Here is a 16,429-nt window from a genome sequence, read left to right on the forward strand (position 1 = left end):
TGGCTTTCGGCGGGCAGGCTACTCTTCTTTGAGAAGCACCCTTTCCAATTGCCACCAGAGGACCATCATGACTGCCAACAGCTCCACTGCCCCCAAGCGCGCAGCCATCATCATCAACCCTGCCAAGCCGGTGGACATTGACGTGCGCGAACTTGCTGCCAAGCACTGCGCGGAAAACGGCTGGGGCGAGACGCTGTGGTTCGAAACCACCAAGGAGGATCCGGGCGTGGGCCAGGCAAAGGAAGCCCTTGCCCAGGGAGCGGACATTGTCATCGCCGCCGGCGGCGACGGAACCGTGCGGTGCGTCGCCGAGGTCCTCTCCGGCGGCGACGTCCCCATGGGACTGCTTCCCATGGGCACCGGAAACCTCCTGGCCCGCAACCTTGGCATGGATGTCACGGATTACGACGGCGCCATGGCCGGTGCGCTCGCAGGCACCGAGCGGAAGATCGACGTCGTCCGCGCCCGCCGGAGCGACCCGGACAAGGAACAGCTCTTCCTGGTCATGGCCGGCGTGGGATACGACGCCACCATCATGGCCGACACCGACGAGAAGCTGAAGCACAAGGTGGGCTGGCTGGCCTACGTGGACGCCGGCATCCGCAACCTGCCGGGGAAGCCCGTCAAGGCGACCATCGTGATTGACGGCAAACGGGCGGTGCGCCGCGGGGTGCGCAGCGTGATGGTGGGCAACTGCGGCAAGGTCCAGGGCGGCCTGGAGATCTTCCCGGAGGCCAAAATGGATGACGGCCTGCTGGACGTCGCGGTGCTGGCTCCCCACCACGGCCGGCTTGGGTGGATCTCGGTGATTGCCGGAATGATCGGCAAGGGCCGGGGCAAGGACACCGCGGTGGAGTACTACCAAGGCAAAACCGTGGAAATCACCCTGGAACACAATGACGATTACCAGCTCGACGGCGACCACGAGGGCGAGGGCAAGCACGTCCTGATGACCATGGACCCCGGCGCCCTGACCATCCGGATGTAATCCCCCAACTGACTCGCATTTAATGCCGTTTTCAGGGCTCAAAACGACAACAAGTGCGAGCTAGTTGGGTGTGCGCCACTGGGACGGGACCGCCGGCCGGTGCGCCAGGGTTTCGGCGAGCTCTGCGAGCCGGTGGGCCCGCGCTGACTCCGCCGGGGTGAAGGGTTCGCCGGGCCGGACGAAGGTGATGGGGCCGTGCCATGCCGTGGGAATCTTCAGCAGGGTGCCGGCGTCGTGCTTGACCAAAGCGGCGTCAGCAGGGGACAGAACCCTGGCCCGCAAAAGCTCCGCCACCGCGAGTGGAAGCTCGTCCGGTGCGTCCGCGATCCGGGCAGCAAGGCTAAGTGCCCTGGTCTGCCCGTCCGCCATGGCCAGCGCTGTGGTGTGCCAGACGTGCGAACGGGTGCCGCCGCCGTCGTGCAGTGCGTCCAGGAGCGCGCGTTCGCCGAGATGGCCCGGTGCCGAGAGGACAAACTCGTCCAGCACCCCGTCCGCCACCGGATGCACATGGATGCTCAGTATGTTGGTTCCGGTGCGGGCCAGGGCGCGGGTCAGCCTCTGCAGGGAACCAGGCTCGTCGCGCAGCACCGTGCGGGCGCGCCAGAGTGCGGGCGCCGCTCCCAATTTCCGTCGATGGCTCAGCGCCGGCGCGTGCAGCCAGCTGCGCAGCATCCGGGCAGCCGAAGGCTCCGCCACCCAGATCACCAGGACCGTGGCGGTAAGCGTAAGCACCAGGACCTTCGCGACGTAAGGCAGGTGGGTTTCCACCACCAGGGCGTGGACCAGGAGTTCGATGGGGAGCATCACGGCCACGTTGGCCAGGGTCAGGCGCGCCTTGTGCGGCTCCGGCATCAGGCCGCAGACCTCGCAGCTCAGTTCGGCCGCGGAAGTGTTCCGTTCGGGAGGCTTCATGCCTCAAGCATCAGCCGTAGCTGTTTCAACGGTGTTGCCCCGCCGTTCCATTCAGGGGAACGCCATGGCGGGGTGCCGGGGGCGGCGCCGTAGGATTTAGCAGGAACGTCAGCGCGGCCGCCCTTCAGAAGTCCACCCGCAGGAAGGCGCTGCTCCCGTGAAGCTGCTCGCTGAAATGTTCAGTATTGGTCCAGGCAACAAGGACCACCACCCGGCGATCAGGTGTGCAGTGGGCGTCTTCGTTCCACTCCTCACGCTGGTGCTCCTGGGCCGGCTGGACTTGGCAATCTTCGCTTCCTTCGGCGCCTTCACCGGCATCTACGGCCGCGGCGAACCCCACGGGACCCGGTTCACACTGCAGCTGCACGCAGGGCTGCTGATGCTGGTAGTCATCCTGCTGGCCACTGTGGCGGCCCGGACGGCGCCGTTATTGGGGCTGGATGGCGCCGGCACCGCCTGGCTCCTGGTTCCGGCCACAACCCTGGTGGCCGGTGCCTGCTCGTTTGTCATCTCCTTGTGGCGGATGCGCCCGGCCGGCTCGCTGTTCCACATCTTCGCGTTCGCAGCCATCGCCTCCATCCCGAACCAGCCGCCGCTGTGGCAGGCCATGCTGGTGGCCGTCCTCACCACTGCCTTCTGCCTGGTGGTGGGTATCTCGTCCAGGATCCTGCCCAAGCACCGGACCCCCTGGATCCGGCCGCGGCCCGTCCGCCGCACGCCCGGCGAGAAGCGGGCAGCGTGGCTGGAGGGCTTCGGCTACCTCATCGCCGCCGGCCTGGCGGGGACCCTTGCCACCTGGGCCGGCCAATTGCTGGGGTTTGGGCACAACTATTGGGCCATGGTGGCGGCTGTTGTGCCGCTGGTGGGGCACACCACGAGGCACCGCGTGCGCCGCGGGGTCCAGCGAATCATCGGCACGGTCCTGGGTCTGGTGATCCTGGCCGGGATTGTGCTGCTGAACCTGGAACCCTGGCAGACGGTGCTGGTGATGGCCGTGTGCCAGTTCGGCGCAGAAATGTTCATCATCCGCCAATACCTGCTCGCCCAGCTCTTCGTCACGCCGCTGGCCCTGATCTCCACGCTCCTGGTGGTCCCGTCTCCGCCCGCGGTCCTGCTCCGTGACCGCATCATCGAGACCGTGATCGGAGCCGCCGTCGGGATCGCCGTGGTGGTGGCACCGGGCGCGTGGCGCCGTGTTCGGGAACGGACGACGGCGGCACTATAGCGGGTGCCGGGGCCGCCGCGGCCCGTGGGAAAGGTAGGCTGGAATCGTCCCATTGAACGGAAACGGGGAGTGTGATGGCCAATTCCGCCTCAGGCGATTCGGTGGTGGACAGGATCGTCCGGCTGATCGCTGCCTTCCCCCGGGACGTCCACTCACTTCAGCTCTCGGAACTCGCAGAACGCGCGGGCCTTCCACTCACCACAACCCACCGGCTGGTACGCCAGCTCGCCGGACACGGGCTCCTGGAGACCGGCCCCGGCGGCACGGTCCGGCCGGGACTGCGGCTGTGGGAGCTGGTGAACCGCACCTCGCCAACCCTGGCCCTGCGGCAGGCGGCCATGCCGTTTATGGAGGACATCCAGCAGGTCCTCAACCAGAACGTGAACCTGGCTGTGCTTGACGGCTGGGAAGCGCTCTTCGTGGAGAGGCTGTCCCGGCGGGGCTCCGTGGCCAACCGGGCCCGGGTGGCAGGCAGGATGCCGATCCACATTTCGTCAGCCGGCCTGGCGCTGATGGCGCACCAGGACAAGACGCTCCAGAGCCAGTACCTGGACCAGTTCGCCGATCCGGACGAAAAGCTCACCACGGACCGGGTCCGGGCCCTGCTTGCTGAAACCTCCCAGCAGGGGTTCGCGCAACTCAAGGGCGTGGTGGACCCGGACACCTGGGGGATTGCCGTTCCCGTGCTGGACCGCCGCCACCGGGCCGTGGCGTCGCTCGGCGTCGTGGTTCCCTTGCACGAGATGCGCCTGCAGGCCTTGGTGCCCGCCCTGCAGACCGCCGCCCGCGGAATCGCGAGGCGCCTGGCTGATTCCTGAGACTGACTGCCATTGAACGGAATCCTTGTGCCGTCACTCACCCGGCATGGCGCACACTAAGTGCCAGACCCACCCTCCGGCACCGCTCCTGCGGAGCCCCGCAACGAAGCGAGACGCGCTCATGGCACGCAAGATCATCACCACCCAGGTGGCCATCATGGGAGCCGGCCCTGCCGGACTGATGCTCTCCCACCTGCTGGCAAAATCGGGAATTGACTCCACAGTCATCGAGGTCCGCAGCCACAAAGACATCTCCGAGACCGTCCGCGCCGGCATCCTGGAACACGGAACCGTAAACATGCTGGTGGACAGCGGCGTCTCGGACCGGGTGCTGCGCGACGGCGACCGGCATGACGGCATCGAACTGCGCTTCAACGGCGAGAGCCACCGCGTGGATTTCAAGGAGCTGGTGGGGGAGTCCGTGTGGCTGTACCCGCAGACAGACGTGTTCCTGGACCTCGCCGAGCGCAGGGAAGCCGACGGCGGCGACGTCCGCTACAGCGTCACGGAGACCTCCGTCCACGATCTCGAGGGCAAGCCAAGGGTCTGGTTCACCGACGCCGACGGGGTGGAGTACGAAATCCAGGCGGACTTCCTGGTGGGCGCGGACGGCTCCCGCAGCCACTGCCGCTTCCAGATCCCGGAGGCGCACCGCAAGTGGTACTTCCACGAGTACCCCTTTGCCTGGTTCGGCATCCTGGCCGAAGCCCCGCGCAGCTCCGACGAACTGATCTACGCCAACTCGAACAACGGTTTCGCCCTGATCAGCCAGCGCACCGAGACGGTCCAGCGGATGTACTTCCAGTGCGATCCCAAGGAAAACGTGGCGGAGTGGGATGACGAGCGCATCTGGGCCGAGTTCCGGGGTCGGGTCAACGGCAACGGCTTCGAGCTCAAGGAGGGGCCGGTCATCGAGAAGATGGTGCTGCCGTTCCGCAGCTTTGTCCACACCCCCTTGCGGCACGGCAACCTGTTCCTCGCCGGGGACGCCGCGCACACCGTGCCTCCCACCGGCGCCAAGGGCCTGAACCTGGCCATCCACGACGTCAAGGTCCTCTTCGAAGGGCTGGACAGCCACTACAACTCGGGGTCGGACCGGCTGCTCGAAACGTACAGCGACCGCGCCCTGGAGCGGGTGTGGAAAGCGCAGCAGTTCTCCTACTGGATGACCACCATGCTGCACACCCCCGCCGGCGCCGATGACTTCTCGCGCGCCCGCCAGCTCGGCGAGCTGCACTCGGTGGTGTCGTCCCGGCACGGCATGGCCTACCTTGCGGAGGCTTACACCGGCTGGCCGGGCGGCGCGTCCTAGCAGCACTGCCCAAAACTCGAGGCCGGTACGACGGCGGGCGGCGATGAATCAGGATCAGGGCGCCAGCAGTCGCCGGACTGCCGCGGCGATGGCTGCAGCGTCAGGCTTCCGGTCCCGCCTGACCGTGAGCAGATGGAGCAGCACACCGTCGCCGTAGTCCGCCACGTCCAGGGCCCGTGCCGGCGCATCCGGCACTCCCAGCGCGGAAAGGGCCTGCTCGAGGCCCCCCACCAGCCGGAAGTGACCGGCTGTTACGGACTCGGGTTTGTCCAGCGACATGGCCAGCCGGGCGCGGGTGAGGCCGGCGTGCTTCCCGGCCAGCACCAGCATCAGCGTGGCCAGCTGGTCTGCCAGCTCCTCAATGTCCTGCGGCGGGCCGGCCGGTCCCTGCTCCTGCAGGAGCGCGGCGTCCAGCTCCAGCAGGCGGCCAAGCACCGCTTGGACAAGGGTGGCGCGGTTGCGGTAATAGTTCGAGGTGGTGCCTTCGGGCAGTTGCGCGGCGGCGTCCACCGCGCGGTGGGTGAGGCCCTTCATGCCCTTTTCCGACAGCACGTCCAAGGCGGCGTCCAGCAGTTGGGTCCGGCGGTCAGGCATGGGCTCCAGTGTAATTGCCACTTCCCAACCACTACAAAAGTAGTAAAATTTCCGGCATGGAAACAATCTCAATTGTTGGCGGGGGAATTGCAGGGCTGGCACTGGCTGCCTGCCTCGATCCGGCCCGGTTCCAGGTGACCGTTTACGAGAAGCGGCCGGAGCTGCCCACCGTCGGTACCGCGCTGGGGATGTGGCCGAACGCCCAACGGGCCCTGGACCGGATAGGTGTGCTTGGTGCGGCCCGGGCCGTCAGCCCGGTGATTGGCAGCGGGTCGGTCCGTAACGCGGCCGGAGAGCCGTGGGTTACCGTGGACGGCGGGGAGATGTTCGGTATTTCCCGGATTGACCTGCTGCGGCTGCTTGACTCGGCCGTACCCGGCACCGTCCGACGGCTTACCGGCCAGGTCCAGGCGCTTCCGGCCGATGACGGCCTGGTGGTCGGTGCGGACGGGGTGCACAGCGTGATCCGCCGGGCGGCCTGGGGTGCGCGCAGCGCCGCCACGCTCACGCCCTACCTTGCCCTGCGCGGGACCCTCCCCTTTCCGGTCACGCCGGATGTGGTGGGCGAGTACTGGGGCCGCGGTGACCTGTTCGGTATGGCCGCCTCAAACGGCGGTATGTTCTGGTATGCCAGCTACCGGTCCGGACGCGGCCCTTATGGCATCGACTCAACAGCCGTCCTGGAGGAGGCCCGGGAGCGATTCGCCGGGCACGCGCAGGCCGTCCGGGAGGTGCTGGCAGCCGCCACTCCCGAGGCCTGCCTCGTCCAGCGCATCTGGACTGCTCCGGGCCTGCATTCCTTCGTCCGCGGCAGGACGGTGCTGATCGGCGACGCCGCGCACGCCATGCTGCCCACACTCGGCCGTGGCGCCTGCGAGTCACTGGTGGACGCGGTGACACTGGCTGACCTCCTCAACACGCTGCCCGAAGACCAAGCGCTCCGTGCCTACAACCGGCAGCGGCGGCTGCGGACCCGCGCCCTGAGCCTGGCCTCCTCGGCGCTGGGGCGGGTAGCGCTCGCGGAGGGCGCCCAGCCGCTCCGTGACCGCCTGCTCAACCTGGCCCGACGGCGGAAGGATCGCGCCGCCGTCGGGCGCGGTTCCACGGCCTGATCACCGCACGGGTGCTGCAGGAAGCTTGCTGTCCTCACCGGACACTGACGCGAGGGCGGGGGGAGGCGCTGCCGGGGACGAAACCGGCGGAACCGCCCGCCCGCGCTTCCCCGAGGATCCGCGCCGGTTGGACCTGCCGTACACCAGGTACATGGTGACGCCGGTGATGACCATCAGGAGCACCGTGTAGACAAAAGTGTTGGCCACACCCTGGACGCCCTCGGCCCCGTCCGTGTTGGCCTTGATCACCAGGCCCAGCGGCTGGACCAGCGGGTGGGCCAGGAAGATGGCTGTGTCGTAGTCATCCAGCAGGCTGTTGAAGTTCAGGGCGGTGATGGCGGCGGCAGCAGGCAGCACCAGCGGCAGGAGGATCCGCCGGAACACGTACAGGGTCTTGGCGCCCATAATGGCGGCCGCTTCCTCCAGCGAGGAATTTACTGAAGCGAAGGAAGCCTTGAGCATGCGGAGCGTGAAGGGGATCTTGACGACGACAAAGGCGATCAGCAGGATCACGGTGGTTCCGGTGAGCACCGCACCACCCACCAGTGGATTCGGGTGGTCGTAACTGAGGATCAGGCCCAGGGCCAGCAGCGCCGCCGGCAAAATCCAGGGGATGTGCAGCAGGTATTCGAAGACCGTGGACACCCAGTTCCTGTACTTCTGCAGCAGGCGGGCCACAAAAAGCAGGCCGCCCACCGCGATCAAGGCGGCCAGGGCGCTGTACACCACACTGACGATGAACGGGCGGAGCCCCGACTGCTGGGTCAGGACCCGTACGTAGTTGTCCAGGGTCAGGCTGGCGGGAGTAAGTTGTCCGGTCTGGATGGCGGCACCGTCCGCGAAGGAATACAGGACGATCAGCACCACCGGCAGGGTGTACACGGCAAACAGCAGGTAGGCGACGGCGTGGACGGCCACGTTGGCGGCCGGGTTGGTGATGTCCTGCTTCTGCAGGGCGGAGGAAACCTTTGACACCGAAAAGTAGGTACCGCCCTTTTCGAGGCGGGACATCACCGCGAGCATCAGGATGGTGGCCACGCCCAGGATCACTGCCAGCAGCGCTGCCAGGTCACGTGAGGTGGGGCTGTTGGTGAAGGTCAGGATCATCGGCGTGATGGTCTGGAAATCCCGCCCGCCCAACACCTGGGGGGCACTCAGCGCACCGAGGCCGGTGAGGAAGGACAGGATGGTGACGGCGAACAGCGTCGGCTTGAGCATGGGCAGCACAATCCGCCGCAGGATGGTCCAGGTGGAGGCGCCGAGGTTTTTTGCCGCTTCTATGGTTTGGTAGTCGACGCCTTTGAGTGCGTTGGCCACAAACAGCATGTGGTTGGTGGTGGTGGCAAAGGTCATCACCACCAGGACGGCGAAGAATCCGGAAAACCACGCCGGGTCCATGGCCGGGAAGACCTTCACCAGCAACGACGTGACAATACCCTTGTCCCCGTAGATGAACTTGTAACCGGCCGCCAGCACGATGCCGCCGTAGATGAACGTGGAGGCGTAGCCCAGGAAAAGGATCCGGGAGCCGCGGATCCGGAAGTATTGCGTCACCAGGACAATAAAAATTCCCACCACGTTCACGGTGATGGACAGGGCCACGGCGAGCAGGAAGCTGTTTCCCAGGGCTTTGATGGCCCGTTGCGAGGAGAACAGTTTCTCTGCCGCCCGGCCGGAGAAGCTGCCGTCCGGGAAGAAGGTGGCCATCAGGACGTTGACGTTGGGCCACACCAGGAACGCCGTGATGAACCACGTCAGCACAACGCCCACCACCAAAACGAAGGGCGAGCGGGCCATGCTGCGGGCCGGTGTCCCGCCCGTCACAGGGGTACCGCCTGGTCTTCCCGCGTCAGGGCGGCGCCAGTCCCGGGATGGTACTGCAGGACATGTGCAGGCTGGAGGTACACGGTGGTTTCCGTCCCGGGCTCAGGGTGGGCGCCGCCGTCTTCCCTCACCAGCAAGCGGATCTCTGCGCCATGGCTCCGCACCACGTAGCGGCTGTGGAGCCCGTGGTAGGTGCGGGAGACTACCGTGCCGGGAAGTCCGACGGCGGCGCCCCCGTCTGCCGCCGGGTCCAGGGACGCCTTTTCCACACGCAGGTATGAGTTGGCGTCCGTGCTGAGCCCCGCCCCCGTGAGCCGGTTCAGCTCCGCCACGAACTGGGCCGTCAACGCGGAGCTGTCCCCGATGAAGTTGCACACGAACTCGGTGGCGGAGTGATCGTAGATCTCCTGCGGGGTGCCCACCTGTTCCACCACCCCCTTGTTGAAAACAGCCACCCGGTCGCTCATGGCCAGTGCCTCGTCCTGGTCGTGCGTGACGTAGACGGTGGTGATGCCGAACTGGCTCTGCAGGTCCTTCAGTTGCTGCCGCAGCTGATGCCGGAGCTTGGCGTCCAGGTTCGACAGGGGCTCGTCCAGCAGCAGGATCTTGGGCCGCAGCACCAGGGCGCGCGCCACTGCCACCCGCTGCTGCTGGCCGCCGGACAGCTCGGCCACGTTCTTGGACAGCTGCTCGTCGCTGAGTTCCACGCGGCCGGCGATTTCGCGGACCAGCCGGTCACTGTCCGCAGCCTTCTCCTTCCGCACCCGCAACCCAAACGCAATGTTTTCCCACACGCTCATGCTGGGAAACAGGGCATAGTTCTGGAACACCATGCCCACCTGCCTCTTGTCGCTCGGGAGCCGCGTGACGTCCTTGCCGTCCACATGGACGGTTCCCCCGGAAGGCTGGATAAAACCTGCCAACGTGCGCAACGCCGTCGTTTTTCCGCAGCCTGACGGGCCCAGCAAGGTGAAGAACTCACCGGGCTGGACGTCCAGGTTAAGGTGTGGAATGGCGGTGAAGTCTCCAAAGGAAACCTTGATGTTGTCCAAGCGGATCATGGCAAACCTGTCTGGCGAAGCGGGTGTGATGGCTGGTGACCGGCGGTTACGTCATGTACTCGAGCTCGATCTTCTCCACCCAGGCGCCCATGTTCTGCTGTACGAATTCCCAGTCGATGTCCTGCTGCTTGAGGTCCGCGAAGAAGGACACCACCTCGGGGTTGGCTTCCGCCTCGGCGGACTTGTTCACCGGCATGGAGTTGAACTGCTTTGCGAACTCGCCCTGCACCTTGGCGCTGCCGAACCAGTCGATGAACTTCTGGGCCTGTTCCTTCTTCTCAGTGCCCTTGACCAGTGCGATCTGCTCCACGGCAAGCGGAACCCCGACGGACGGGATCACGGTTTCAACGTTGACGCCGAAGGACTTTTCACGCTCGGCGATGATCGAGGACGGCATCTGTCCCATGTCCACCTCGCCGGAGGCGATGCGCGCGAAGAGGTCGGTTTTGGCGACGGCGGGGCTGCCGTTCTGGAAGTACTGCTCCACCTGCTTCCAGCCCTCATCGGAAATCCCCAGATCGCCGGAGTCGTCCCGGTAGCGGCTCAGGATGCCGGCGAAGACGAGCTGCGCAGTCGCCGTACCCAGGCCGGTGACGCGCTCGTAGCGGGCCTTGAACTCATCCCTTGCCCAAAGGTCCGTCCAGTCCTGTGGGGCGGCGTCCTTGGAAACCTTGTCGGAGTTGTAGCCCAGGAGGATAGCCTGCTTGACCAGCGGCCAGTAAGCCTCGCCGTCGCCCAGTGCCTTGTCCACTTCCCCGGCCCAGGCGGGCTCGTACGGCTCAAGGGCGTCTTCGGCCTTGACCTGTGAGAAGTACATGTTGTTCAGCCCGAACGCCACGTCCGCGATCGGGTTGTTCTTCTCGGCGATCAGCTTGTTGGTGGCGTCAGCGCCGCCGGCACCCACAATCTCGATCTTGTAGCCGGCCTCGGCCGCTTTTGTGGTCCACCACTCGCCGCGGCCCTCGCCGTTGGAGTTGGTGTACACAACGAGGGTTTCTCCTGAACCCCCTGCCGGGGCCGAGGAGGCATCACCGGAGGCCGCGGGTGTTGCCGCGCCCCCGCCACATCCGGCGAGAAGGGTGACGGCAACGGCCGCGGCAACCAAAGTCTGCAATTTACGCACGATCAGGACTCATTTCTGGACTGGAATCGGAGCATGTCCGGCCAGCCTATAGCCGGGCACACCGAAAGTCCGGCTGTATTCCTATCGATTCGATAAACAGCCGGGCTGTCCACCATGGCGCGGCAGCCATAACAACGGGTGCCCCGCGCGTAAACGGAAGGTAAATGTTGCAGCCGCCGCCGGCCGTCCCTGCTCCAGAGCGTGCCCTGCCTGGCGTGGTGCTGCGTCAGTCCTGCTGGAGCGTGTCTGTCAGGTGATGCGTGGGGATCCGGTCCCTGTCGTAGGTGATGTCGGTGTAGCCGTGGGGCTCCGGCTTGCCGGCTGGGTTCAGGTTCACGAAGACAATCTCTTCGATGGTGAGGATGCTCTGCCGCGTGATCATGTTCCGGACTTCGGCCCGCATGGTCAAGGACGTCCTGCCGAACCGGGTGGCGGTCAGTCCCATCTCGATCAGGTCGCCCTGGACTGCGGAGCTGACGAAGTTGATTTCCGAGATGTACTTGGTGACGGCGCGTCCGTTGCCGAGCTGGAGGATGGCGTAGATGGCCGCTTCCTCATCGATCCACTTCAGCAGGCTGCCGCCGAAAAGGGTGCCGTTGGCGTTGAGGTCCTCGGGCCGGACCCACTTTCGGGTGCGGAAGGTGATGTCTGCTGATTCCATAGGCCGAGGTTAGCCGAGCGGCGCGCGCGGCACCGAGTGTGACGGCGCTCCCTCGCACCCCGCCCTCCTACGCCATCGCAGTGTGGGCTGCGCTGCGGGCGTGAATGCTTTTGGCGTAGCAGTAGGAGTGGTCAACACCCACGTAGGGACCGAAATTGGGAACGGGTTCGAAACCGGAGTTTTCATAGAAGTTCCGGCCGTCGGGCTGGGCCGACCCTGCCTCCGCTTTGATGCGGGTGATTCCCTGTTTGAAGGCCTCAGCTTCCAAGGCCGCCAGGATGGAACTGGCCACTCCTGATCCCCGGGTATAGGGGATGACGTACAGGCGCTTTATTTCTGCTGTCCTGTCGTCCAGAAGGCGCAGGCCGCCGCATCCTACCGGCTGGCCGGATCCCTTGTCATAAGCCACCAGGAACACGGCGCAGTCAGCGTCCGACGGCGGCGAGCCAGGCTCGTGGTCAGGGGTACCAAAGCGGGCATCGAGTTCCGCCTGCTGCGCCCGGCGCAGGTCCGCGCCCACGGGGTTGGACCAGGCAACCTGCCGGATGTTAAGCCGCGGATTGGTTTGCATGTCTGCCTCGATTCGCCGAAGGGATATGCATAACAAGCGTAGAAGCGTGGGGTTACGCCGATGTTTCTGGCCGGTAAGCGCTCGGATAACGCAGGAGGCGGTCTGATTCGCTTGGTCGTCTAGATACCAGCCGGACTAGAATGTTTCCATGCGTTCCATCGGTAATGAAGGCTCTGGTTATTGGTACGGGCCGGATGGCCAGCTGGATTACAGTGCGGCAGTACTGAAGTCCCTGCGGGACTATCGGGCTGCTGAAACGGCCGTTCGGCGTTCCACGCGTGACTCCATGGGTATGGGCGAGACGGATATCCTCGCCCTTCGCTATCTCCTGCGCATGCAGGCCTCCGGCAAGGCCACTGCGCCAAAGGACTTGAGCCAGTTCCTGGGGATCACGAGCGCCTCCACCACTTCGCTGATCGACCGACTGGTGGGCAGCGGCCACGTGCGGCGTGAACCCCACCCAACGGACCGGCGTTCCGTGGTGGTGGTTCCCACGGTGGAGTCGGACAAGGAGGTCCGGGTGACCCTGGGTTCCATGCACCGCCGGATGATGGCCGTGGCGGAAGAGCTGAGTGCGGATGAAGCACGGGTAGTCGTTGAATTCCTGGGGCGCATGACGGACGCCTTGCAACTGCCTGACTCCGGACACGCAGAAAGTACCTAGCCGGACTAGCTAGATCAACTAGTAATATGTATGCTTACGATCAATTCCGAAAGTTTTTCCAGCTGGAGTCGTGAGTGCGTTGGTCTCTTTTACTAAGCTTGGTTTCCCTCATGCGTGGGCCGGTCCGCGACAGCTGAAGGACGCACAGCAGGCGGACGGTCCGGCCGGCCTCGCCGCAGTCCACTGCGGAACCGCAATGGAGCTTGTCACCCCTGCTGTGGGGCCCGTCGCCGTCGGCTACACCTTCGAACCGGACCACGGCGGTCCTGTCCAGCTCCCGCCTGTGTGGCGCTGCGGCTGCGGCTTCCAGCTCGATGCCGGCCTGGGAGCCTCCCACGCGGCTGCCCTGTGCGCATGATTTCCCCGCGCGCCACTGTGCAGAGCCCCGCGGGCCTGCGCGGGGACCCTGTGGCCAACCGCTACCTGCTCAAAGAGCGCCTGGGCCGGGGTTCACTGGCTGAGGTGTTCCGCGCGGCCGACCTTGAGGGCGGTCCGGATGTGGCCGTCAAGATGGCCGTCGGCAACTCCGAAAAGCACGTTGAGCGGATCCGCGATGAAGCCGCCGTCCTGGCAGCGCTGGATCACCCTTCCATCATCAGATTCATCACCCACTCCGTGATGCCGGCCGGGACGTCCTTCGAGGGCCGCCCATTCCTGGTTGAAGAGCTGGCGCTCGGCGCGAGCCTTGCCGAGGCAACCCGCACCCGCCTCCCACGCGCCGGAGATGTAGCCATCTGGGCCGGCGGCCTCCTCGGGGCGCTTGCCCATCTGCATGGACAGGGCCTCGTCCACCGTGACATCAAGCCCGTGAACCTTATGCTCAGCGGCCTGCGGAGGAGCCCGGTGCGCATCATCGACCTCGGCATCGCGGCCGCTGCCGGAGCTCCTCCGGAGCCTGGAATCTCGTCGGGAACAGTGCACTATATGAGCCCGGAGCAGGCTGCGGGCGGGCCAGCGCATTCCTCCTGGGACATTTATGCCATGGGCCTGGTCCTGCTGGAGCTTCTCACCGGCTCGAAGGCCTTTCCGGGCACGGCCATTGAATCACTGGTGGCCAGGACGCTCCGGAGCCCCGAAATCCCGAACTCGCTGGGGCCGGGATGGTGCTCCTTCCTCACAGCACTTACGGCCATGGACAGTGACGCACGGCCAACGGCGGCTGAGGCCGCTGTCATGGCCGCGAGGCTGGTACCCCCGGTTGCCGCCGGACTGGCCAACAGCACCTGCCGCAGAATGGCGGTGTTCCCGGCCCGCCGGAGCAGGCAGCTGGTTTAGGGCTCCGCCATCTTCCGTCCCATGGGGTCCTCAGCGGTCGGATCGGCAAGGGCAAGTCCGCCCACCGGGCTGCCGTCCCAGTGGATCAGCCGCCACCCGCCGTCCGGATCACCCTCCAGTGCCACGATTCCGGTGTTGGCCAGCACATGCTTCGCGGCGAACTCGTGGTCTGCGCCTACTGCCCGGCGCCCGGCCCAGGTGCGGATGGCTGCGCCGTGGCTGACGACTGCCGCCGTGGCCTGTTCCCCGGAGGCGCGCTCCAGAACACGGGCGATGGCGGCGTCAAAACGCTCAAAAAAGTCATGGCCGTCCGGCCCGGCAGGCATCCGCCGGTCAAGATCCCCCGCGGCCCAGGAAATCACCGTCCCCATGTACCGCTTGTGCGACTCGTGGTCCGTCAGCTTTTCCAGTGCCCCGGCTTCGATTTCGTGCAGGCCATCCATCACCGCCACGTCAAGGCTGCGCATCCGGCCCAACGGTGCTGCGGTGATCTGGGTGCGAACCAGGGTGGACGCGTAAAGTGCCTCAATGGGCTCGTTGGCCAGCGAACGGGCAAGGGCCTCAGCCTGCCGTTCACCCAGGTCCGTCAGCCCGGGGCCGGGGTGGGCTGTATCCAATTGGCCAAGCACGTTGCCAGGGGTTTGCCCGTGGCGGATCAAGAGCAGCTTCATGCCTCCAGTTTCGCATCTGGAAGCGGGCAGCCGGGCAGGCCATGAGGAACGTGCGAATGGAGAAGGCGCCGGGCCTTTCCAGGCCCGGCGCCGCCGTCGTACTCTTACTGCCGGCCGTACGGGCCTACTTCAGGTGGTCCACCAGCTGGTCCGCAATGCCAATGTACTTGCCGGGCGTCAGCGCGAGGAGCCGCGCCTCGGCGTCGGGCGAGAGGCCAAGGCCCTGGACGAATTCCTGCATGCGGGCGGCGTCCACCCGCTGTCCGCGGGTAAGGTCCTTGAGCCGCTCGTAGGGGTTCTCCATGCCTTCGACGCCGGCAATTGCCTCGGCGCGCATGACCATCTGGATCGCTTCGCCCAGGACTTCCCAGTTGGTGTCGAGGTCCCCGGCCAGGACGTCCTCGGCAACGTCCAGCCGCTCCAGGCCCTTGGCCACGTTGGAGATGGCAAGCAGGGAGTGGCCGAACGCCACGCCGATGTTGCGCTGGCTGGAGGAATCAGTGAGGTCGCGCTGCCAGCGGGAGGTGACCAGCGTGGAACCCAGGACGTCCAGCAGGCCGGAGGAGATTTCCAGGTTGGCCTCGGCGTTTTCGAAACGGATCGGGTTCACCTTGTGCGGCATGGTGGAAGAACCGGTGGCGCCGGCCACCGGGATCTGGGCAAAGTAGCCGATGGAGATGTAGCTCCAGATATCGGTGCAGACGTTGTGCAGGATGCGGTTGAAGCGTGCGACGTCGGCGTAGAGTTCCGCCTGCCAGTCATGGCTTTCAATCTGGGTGGTCAACGGGTTCCAGGTCAGTCCCAGGGCCTCGACGAAGGACTTGGACACCTGCTGCCAGTCAGCGCCGGGAACAGAAGCAACATGGGCGGCGTACGTTCCGGTGGCACCGTTGATCTTGCCCAGGTACTCGGTCTTTTCGATCCGGTTCAGCTGCCGTGTGAGGCGGTGCGCGATGACTGCCAGTTCCTTGCCGAGCGTCGTGGGAGTGGCTGGCTGGCCGTGAGTACGGGACAGCATGGGGACGGCGCGGTTGTCCTGGGCCATCCTGCTGATCTGGGCCACCAGGGCGCGCGCTGCCGGGAGCCACACGTCCTCCACAGCGCCTTTCACGCCCAGCGCGTAGGAAAGGTTGTTAATGTCCTCGGAGGTGCAGCCGAAGTGGACCAGGGCAGTGAGGTTTTCGATGCCGATGGCGGGGAGGCGGCGTCCGATGTAGTACTCCACGGCCTTTACGTCGTGGACGGTTACCGCTTCAATGTCCGCCAGTTCCGCCACTGAATTGGCGTCAAATTCGGTGACGACGCCGCGCAGCTGTTCCTGCTGCCGGGGCGTCAGGGGACCGGCACCGGGAAGGACGTTGTTGCTGGTCAAATGGATGAGCCATTCAACTTCCACTGCCACGCGGTCGCGGTTGAGTGCCGCTTCGGACAAGTAATCCACCAGCGGGGCGACGGCGGACTGGTAGCGGCCGTCCAGCGGGCCGAGCGCGATTTTTTCCGGGGACGCGGCGAGTGCCAGGCGTCCTGAGGGCGTACGGGTGTCAGCTGTGGAGGCGGTTTCAGGCATGTGCTGATTCTTTCATGAACTCCAGCGGCGGCTTTAGCCCCTCCCGGGAGG

17 protein-coding genes are annotated in these 16,429 nt (G+C 65.8%); 8 read left to right on the forward strand and 9 right to left on the reverse strand.

Annotation, left to right across the window (positions count from 1 at the left end; all coding sequences use genetic code 11):
* Positions 1-67: 67 nt before the first annotated feature.
* Positions 68-988: a diacylglycerol/lipid kinase family protein gene (locus tag ACFVYC_RS08235; protein WP_387548842.1), complete on the forward strand. Its 921-nt coding sequence runs from the start codon at positions 68-70 to the stop codon at positions 986-988.
* Between the two features lie 60 nt (positions 989-1,048).
* On the opposite strand, the gene ACFVYC_RS08240 is transcribed toward ACFVYC_RS08235, so the two are convergent.
* Positions 1,049-1,900, reverse strand: coding sequence for an ACT domain-containing protein (locus tag ACFVYC_RS08240; RefSeq protein ID WP_387548844.1), 852 nt, complete (start codon positions 1,898-1,900; stop codon positions 1,049-1,051).
* A 157-nt stretch (positions 1,901-2,057) separates the two neighbouring features.
* Between ACFVYC_RS08240 and ACFVYC_RS08245 the strand changes: the two genes are divergently transcribed.
* From ACFVYC_RS08245 to ACFVYC_RS08255, 3 genes are all read left to right on the forward strand, one after another.
* Positions 2,058-3,125: an FUSC family protein gene (locus ACFVYC_RS08245; RefSeq protein ID WP_387548845.1), complete on the forward strand. Its 1,068-nt coding sequence runs from the start codon at positions 2,058-2,060 to the stop codon at positions 3,123-3,125.
* 74 nt (positions 3,126-3,199) lie between these two features.
* On the forward strand, positions 3,200-3,943 hold the full coding sequence (locus tag ACFVYC_RS08250; RefSeq protein ID WP_387548847.1) for an IclR family transcriptional regulator: 744 nt from the start codon (positions 3,200-3,202) through the stop codon (positions 3,941-3,943).
* Between the two features lie 121 nt (positions 3,944-4,064).
* Positions 4,065-5,255 carry a 4-hydroxybenzoate 3-monooxygenase gene (locus ACFVYC_RS08255; RefSeq protein WP_387548848.1) on the forward strand — a complete coding sequence of 397 codons (1,191 nt, stop codon included), beginning with the start codon at positions 4,065-4,067 and terminating at the stop codon, positions 5,253-5,255.
* A gap of 54 nt (positions 5,256-5,309) precedes the next feature.
* On the opposite strand, the gene ACFVYC_RS08260 is transcribed toward ACFVYC_RS08255, so the two are convergent.
* Positions 5,310-5,849: a TetR/AcrR family transcriptional regulator gene (locus tag ACFVYC_RS08260; protein ID WP_387548850.1), complete on the reverse strand. Its 540-nt coding sequence runs from the start codon at positions 5,847-5,849 to the stop codon at positions 5,310-5,312.
* 56 nt (positions 5,850-5,905) lie between these two features.
* On the opposite strand from ACFVYC_RS08260, the gene ACFVYC_RS08265 reads away from it, so the two are divergent.
* Positions 5,906-6,961: an FAD-dependent monooxygenase gene (locus tag ACFVYC_RS08265; RefSeq protein WP_387548852.1), complete on the forward strand. Its 1,056-nt coding sequence runs from the start codon at positions 5,906-5,908 to the stop codon at positions 6,959-6,961.
* On the opposite strand, the gene ACFVYC_RS08270 is transcribed toward ACFVYC_RS08265, so the two are convergent.
* The 5 genes from ACFVYC_RS08270 to ACFVYC_RS08290 form a co-directional block, all read right to left on the reverse strand.
* Positions 6,962-8,758: an ABC transporter permease gene (locus tag ACFVYC_RS08270; RefSeq protein WP_387549024.1), complete on the reverse strand. Its 1,797-nt coding sequence runs from the start codon at positions 8,756-8,758 to the stop codon at positions 6,962-6,964.
* Between the two features lie 23 nt (positions 8,759-8,781).
* A complete protein-coding gene (locus ACFVYC_RS08275) occupies positions 8,782-9,846 on the reverse strand; it encodes an ABC transporter ATP-binding protein (RefSeq protein WP_387548854.1) in 1,065 nt (354 codons plus the stop codon).
* Between the two features lie 46 nt (positions 9,847-9,892).
* A complete protein-coding gene (locus ACFVYC_RS08280) occupies positions 9,893-10,969 on the reverse strand; it encodes an extracellular solute-binding protein (protein WP_387548856.1) in 1,077 nt (358 codons plus the stop codon).
* A gap of 226 nt (positions 10,970-11,195) precedes the next feature.
* Positions 11,196-11,630: an acyl-CoA thioesterase gene (locus ACFVYC_RS08285; protein ID WP_387548858.1), complete on the reverse strand. Its 435-nt coding sequence runs from the start codon at positions 11,628-11,630 to the stop codon at positions 11,196-11,198.
* Positions 11,631-11,697: 67 nt separating this feature from the next.
* Positions 11,698-12,201 (reverse strand): GNAT family N-acetyltransferase, encoded by a 504-nt coding sequence (locus ACFVYC_RS08290; protein ID WP_387548860.1) that lies wholly within the window; start codon positions 12,199-12,201, stop codon positions 11,698-11,700.
* Positions 12,202-12,349: 148 nt separating this feature from the next.
* On the opposite strand from ACFVYC_RS08290, the gene ACFVYC_RS08295 reads away from it, so the two are divergent.
* From ACFVYC_RS08295 to ACFVYC_RS08305, 3 genes are all read left to right on the forward strand, one after another.
* Positions 12,350-12,865, forward strand: a complete 516-nt coding sequence (locus ACFVYC_RS08295; protein WP_387548862.1) for a MarR family winged helix-turn-helix transcriptional regulator — start codon at positions 12,350-12,352, stop codon at positions 12,863-12,865.
* Between the two features lie 196 nt (positions 12,866-13,061).
* Positions 13,062-13,223, forward strand: coding sequence for a hypothetical protein (locus ACFVYC_RS08300; protein ID WP_387548863.1), 162 nt, complete (start codon positions 13,062-13,064; stop codon positions 13,221-13,223).
* Positions 13,220-14,140, forward strand: a complete 921-nt coding sequence (locus tag ACFVYC_RS08305) for a serine/threonine-protein kinase (protein WP_387548864.1) — start codon at positions 13,220-13,222, stop codon at positions 14,138-14,140. The genes ACFVYC_RS08300 and ACFVYC_RS08305 overlap by 4 nt, the downstream gene beginning before the upstream one ends.
* Here the strand turns inward: ACFVYC_RS08305 and ACFVYC_RS08310 are convergent.
* Together ACFVYC_RS08310 and purB are read right to left on the reverse strand one after the other, a co-directional pair.
* Positions 14,137-14,811, reverse strand: coding sequence for a histidine phosphatase family protein (locus ACFVYC_RS08310; protein ID WP_387548866.1), 675 nt, complete (start codon positions 14,809-14,811; stop codon positions 14,137-14,139). The two genes, ACFVYC_RS08305 and ACFVYC_RS08310, sit on opposite strands and share 4 nt — an antisense overlap.
* Positions 14,812-14,935: 124 nt before the next feature.
* Positions 14,936-16,378, reverse strand: a complete 1,443-nt coding sequence (purB, locus tag ACFVYC_RS08315) for an adenylosuccinate lyase (RefSeq protein WP_387548868.1) — start codon at positions 16,376-16,378, stop codon at positions 14,936-14,938.
* Positions 16,379-16,429 lie beyond the last annotated feature (51 nt).

It is taken from the genome of Pseudarthrobacter sp. NPDC058329 (assembly GCF_042879835.1).
Lineage (GTDB): Bacteria > Actinomycetota > Actinomycetes > Actinomycetales > Micrococcaceae > Arthrobacter.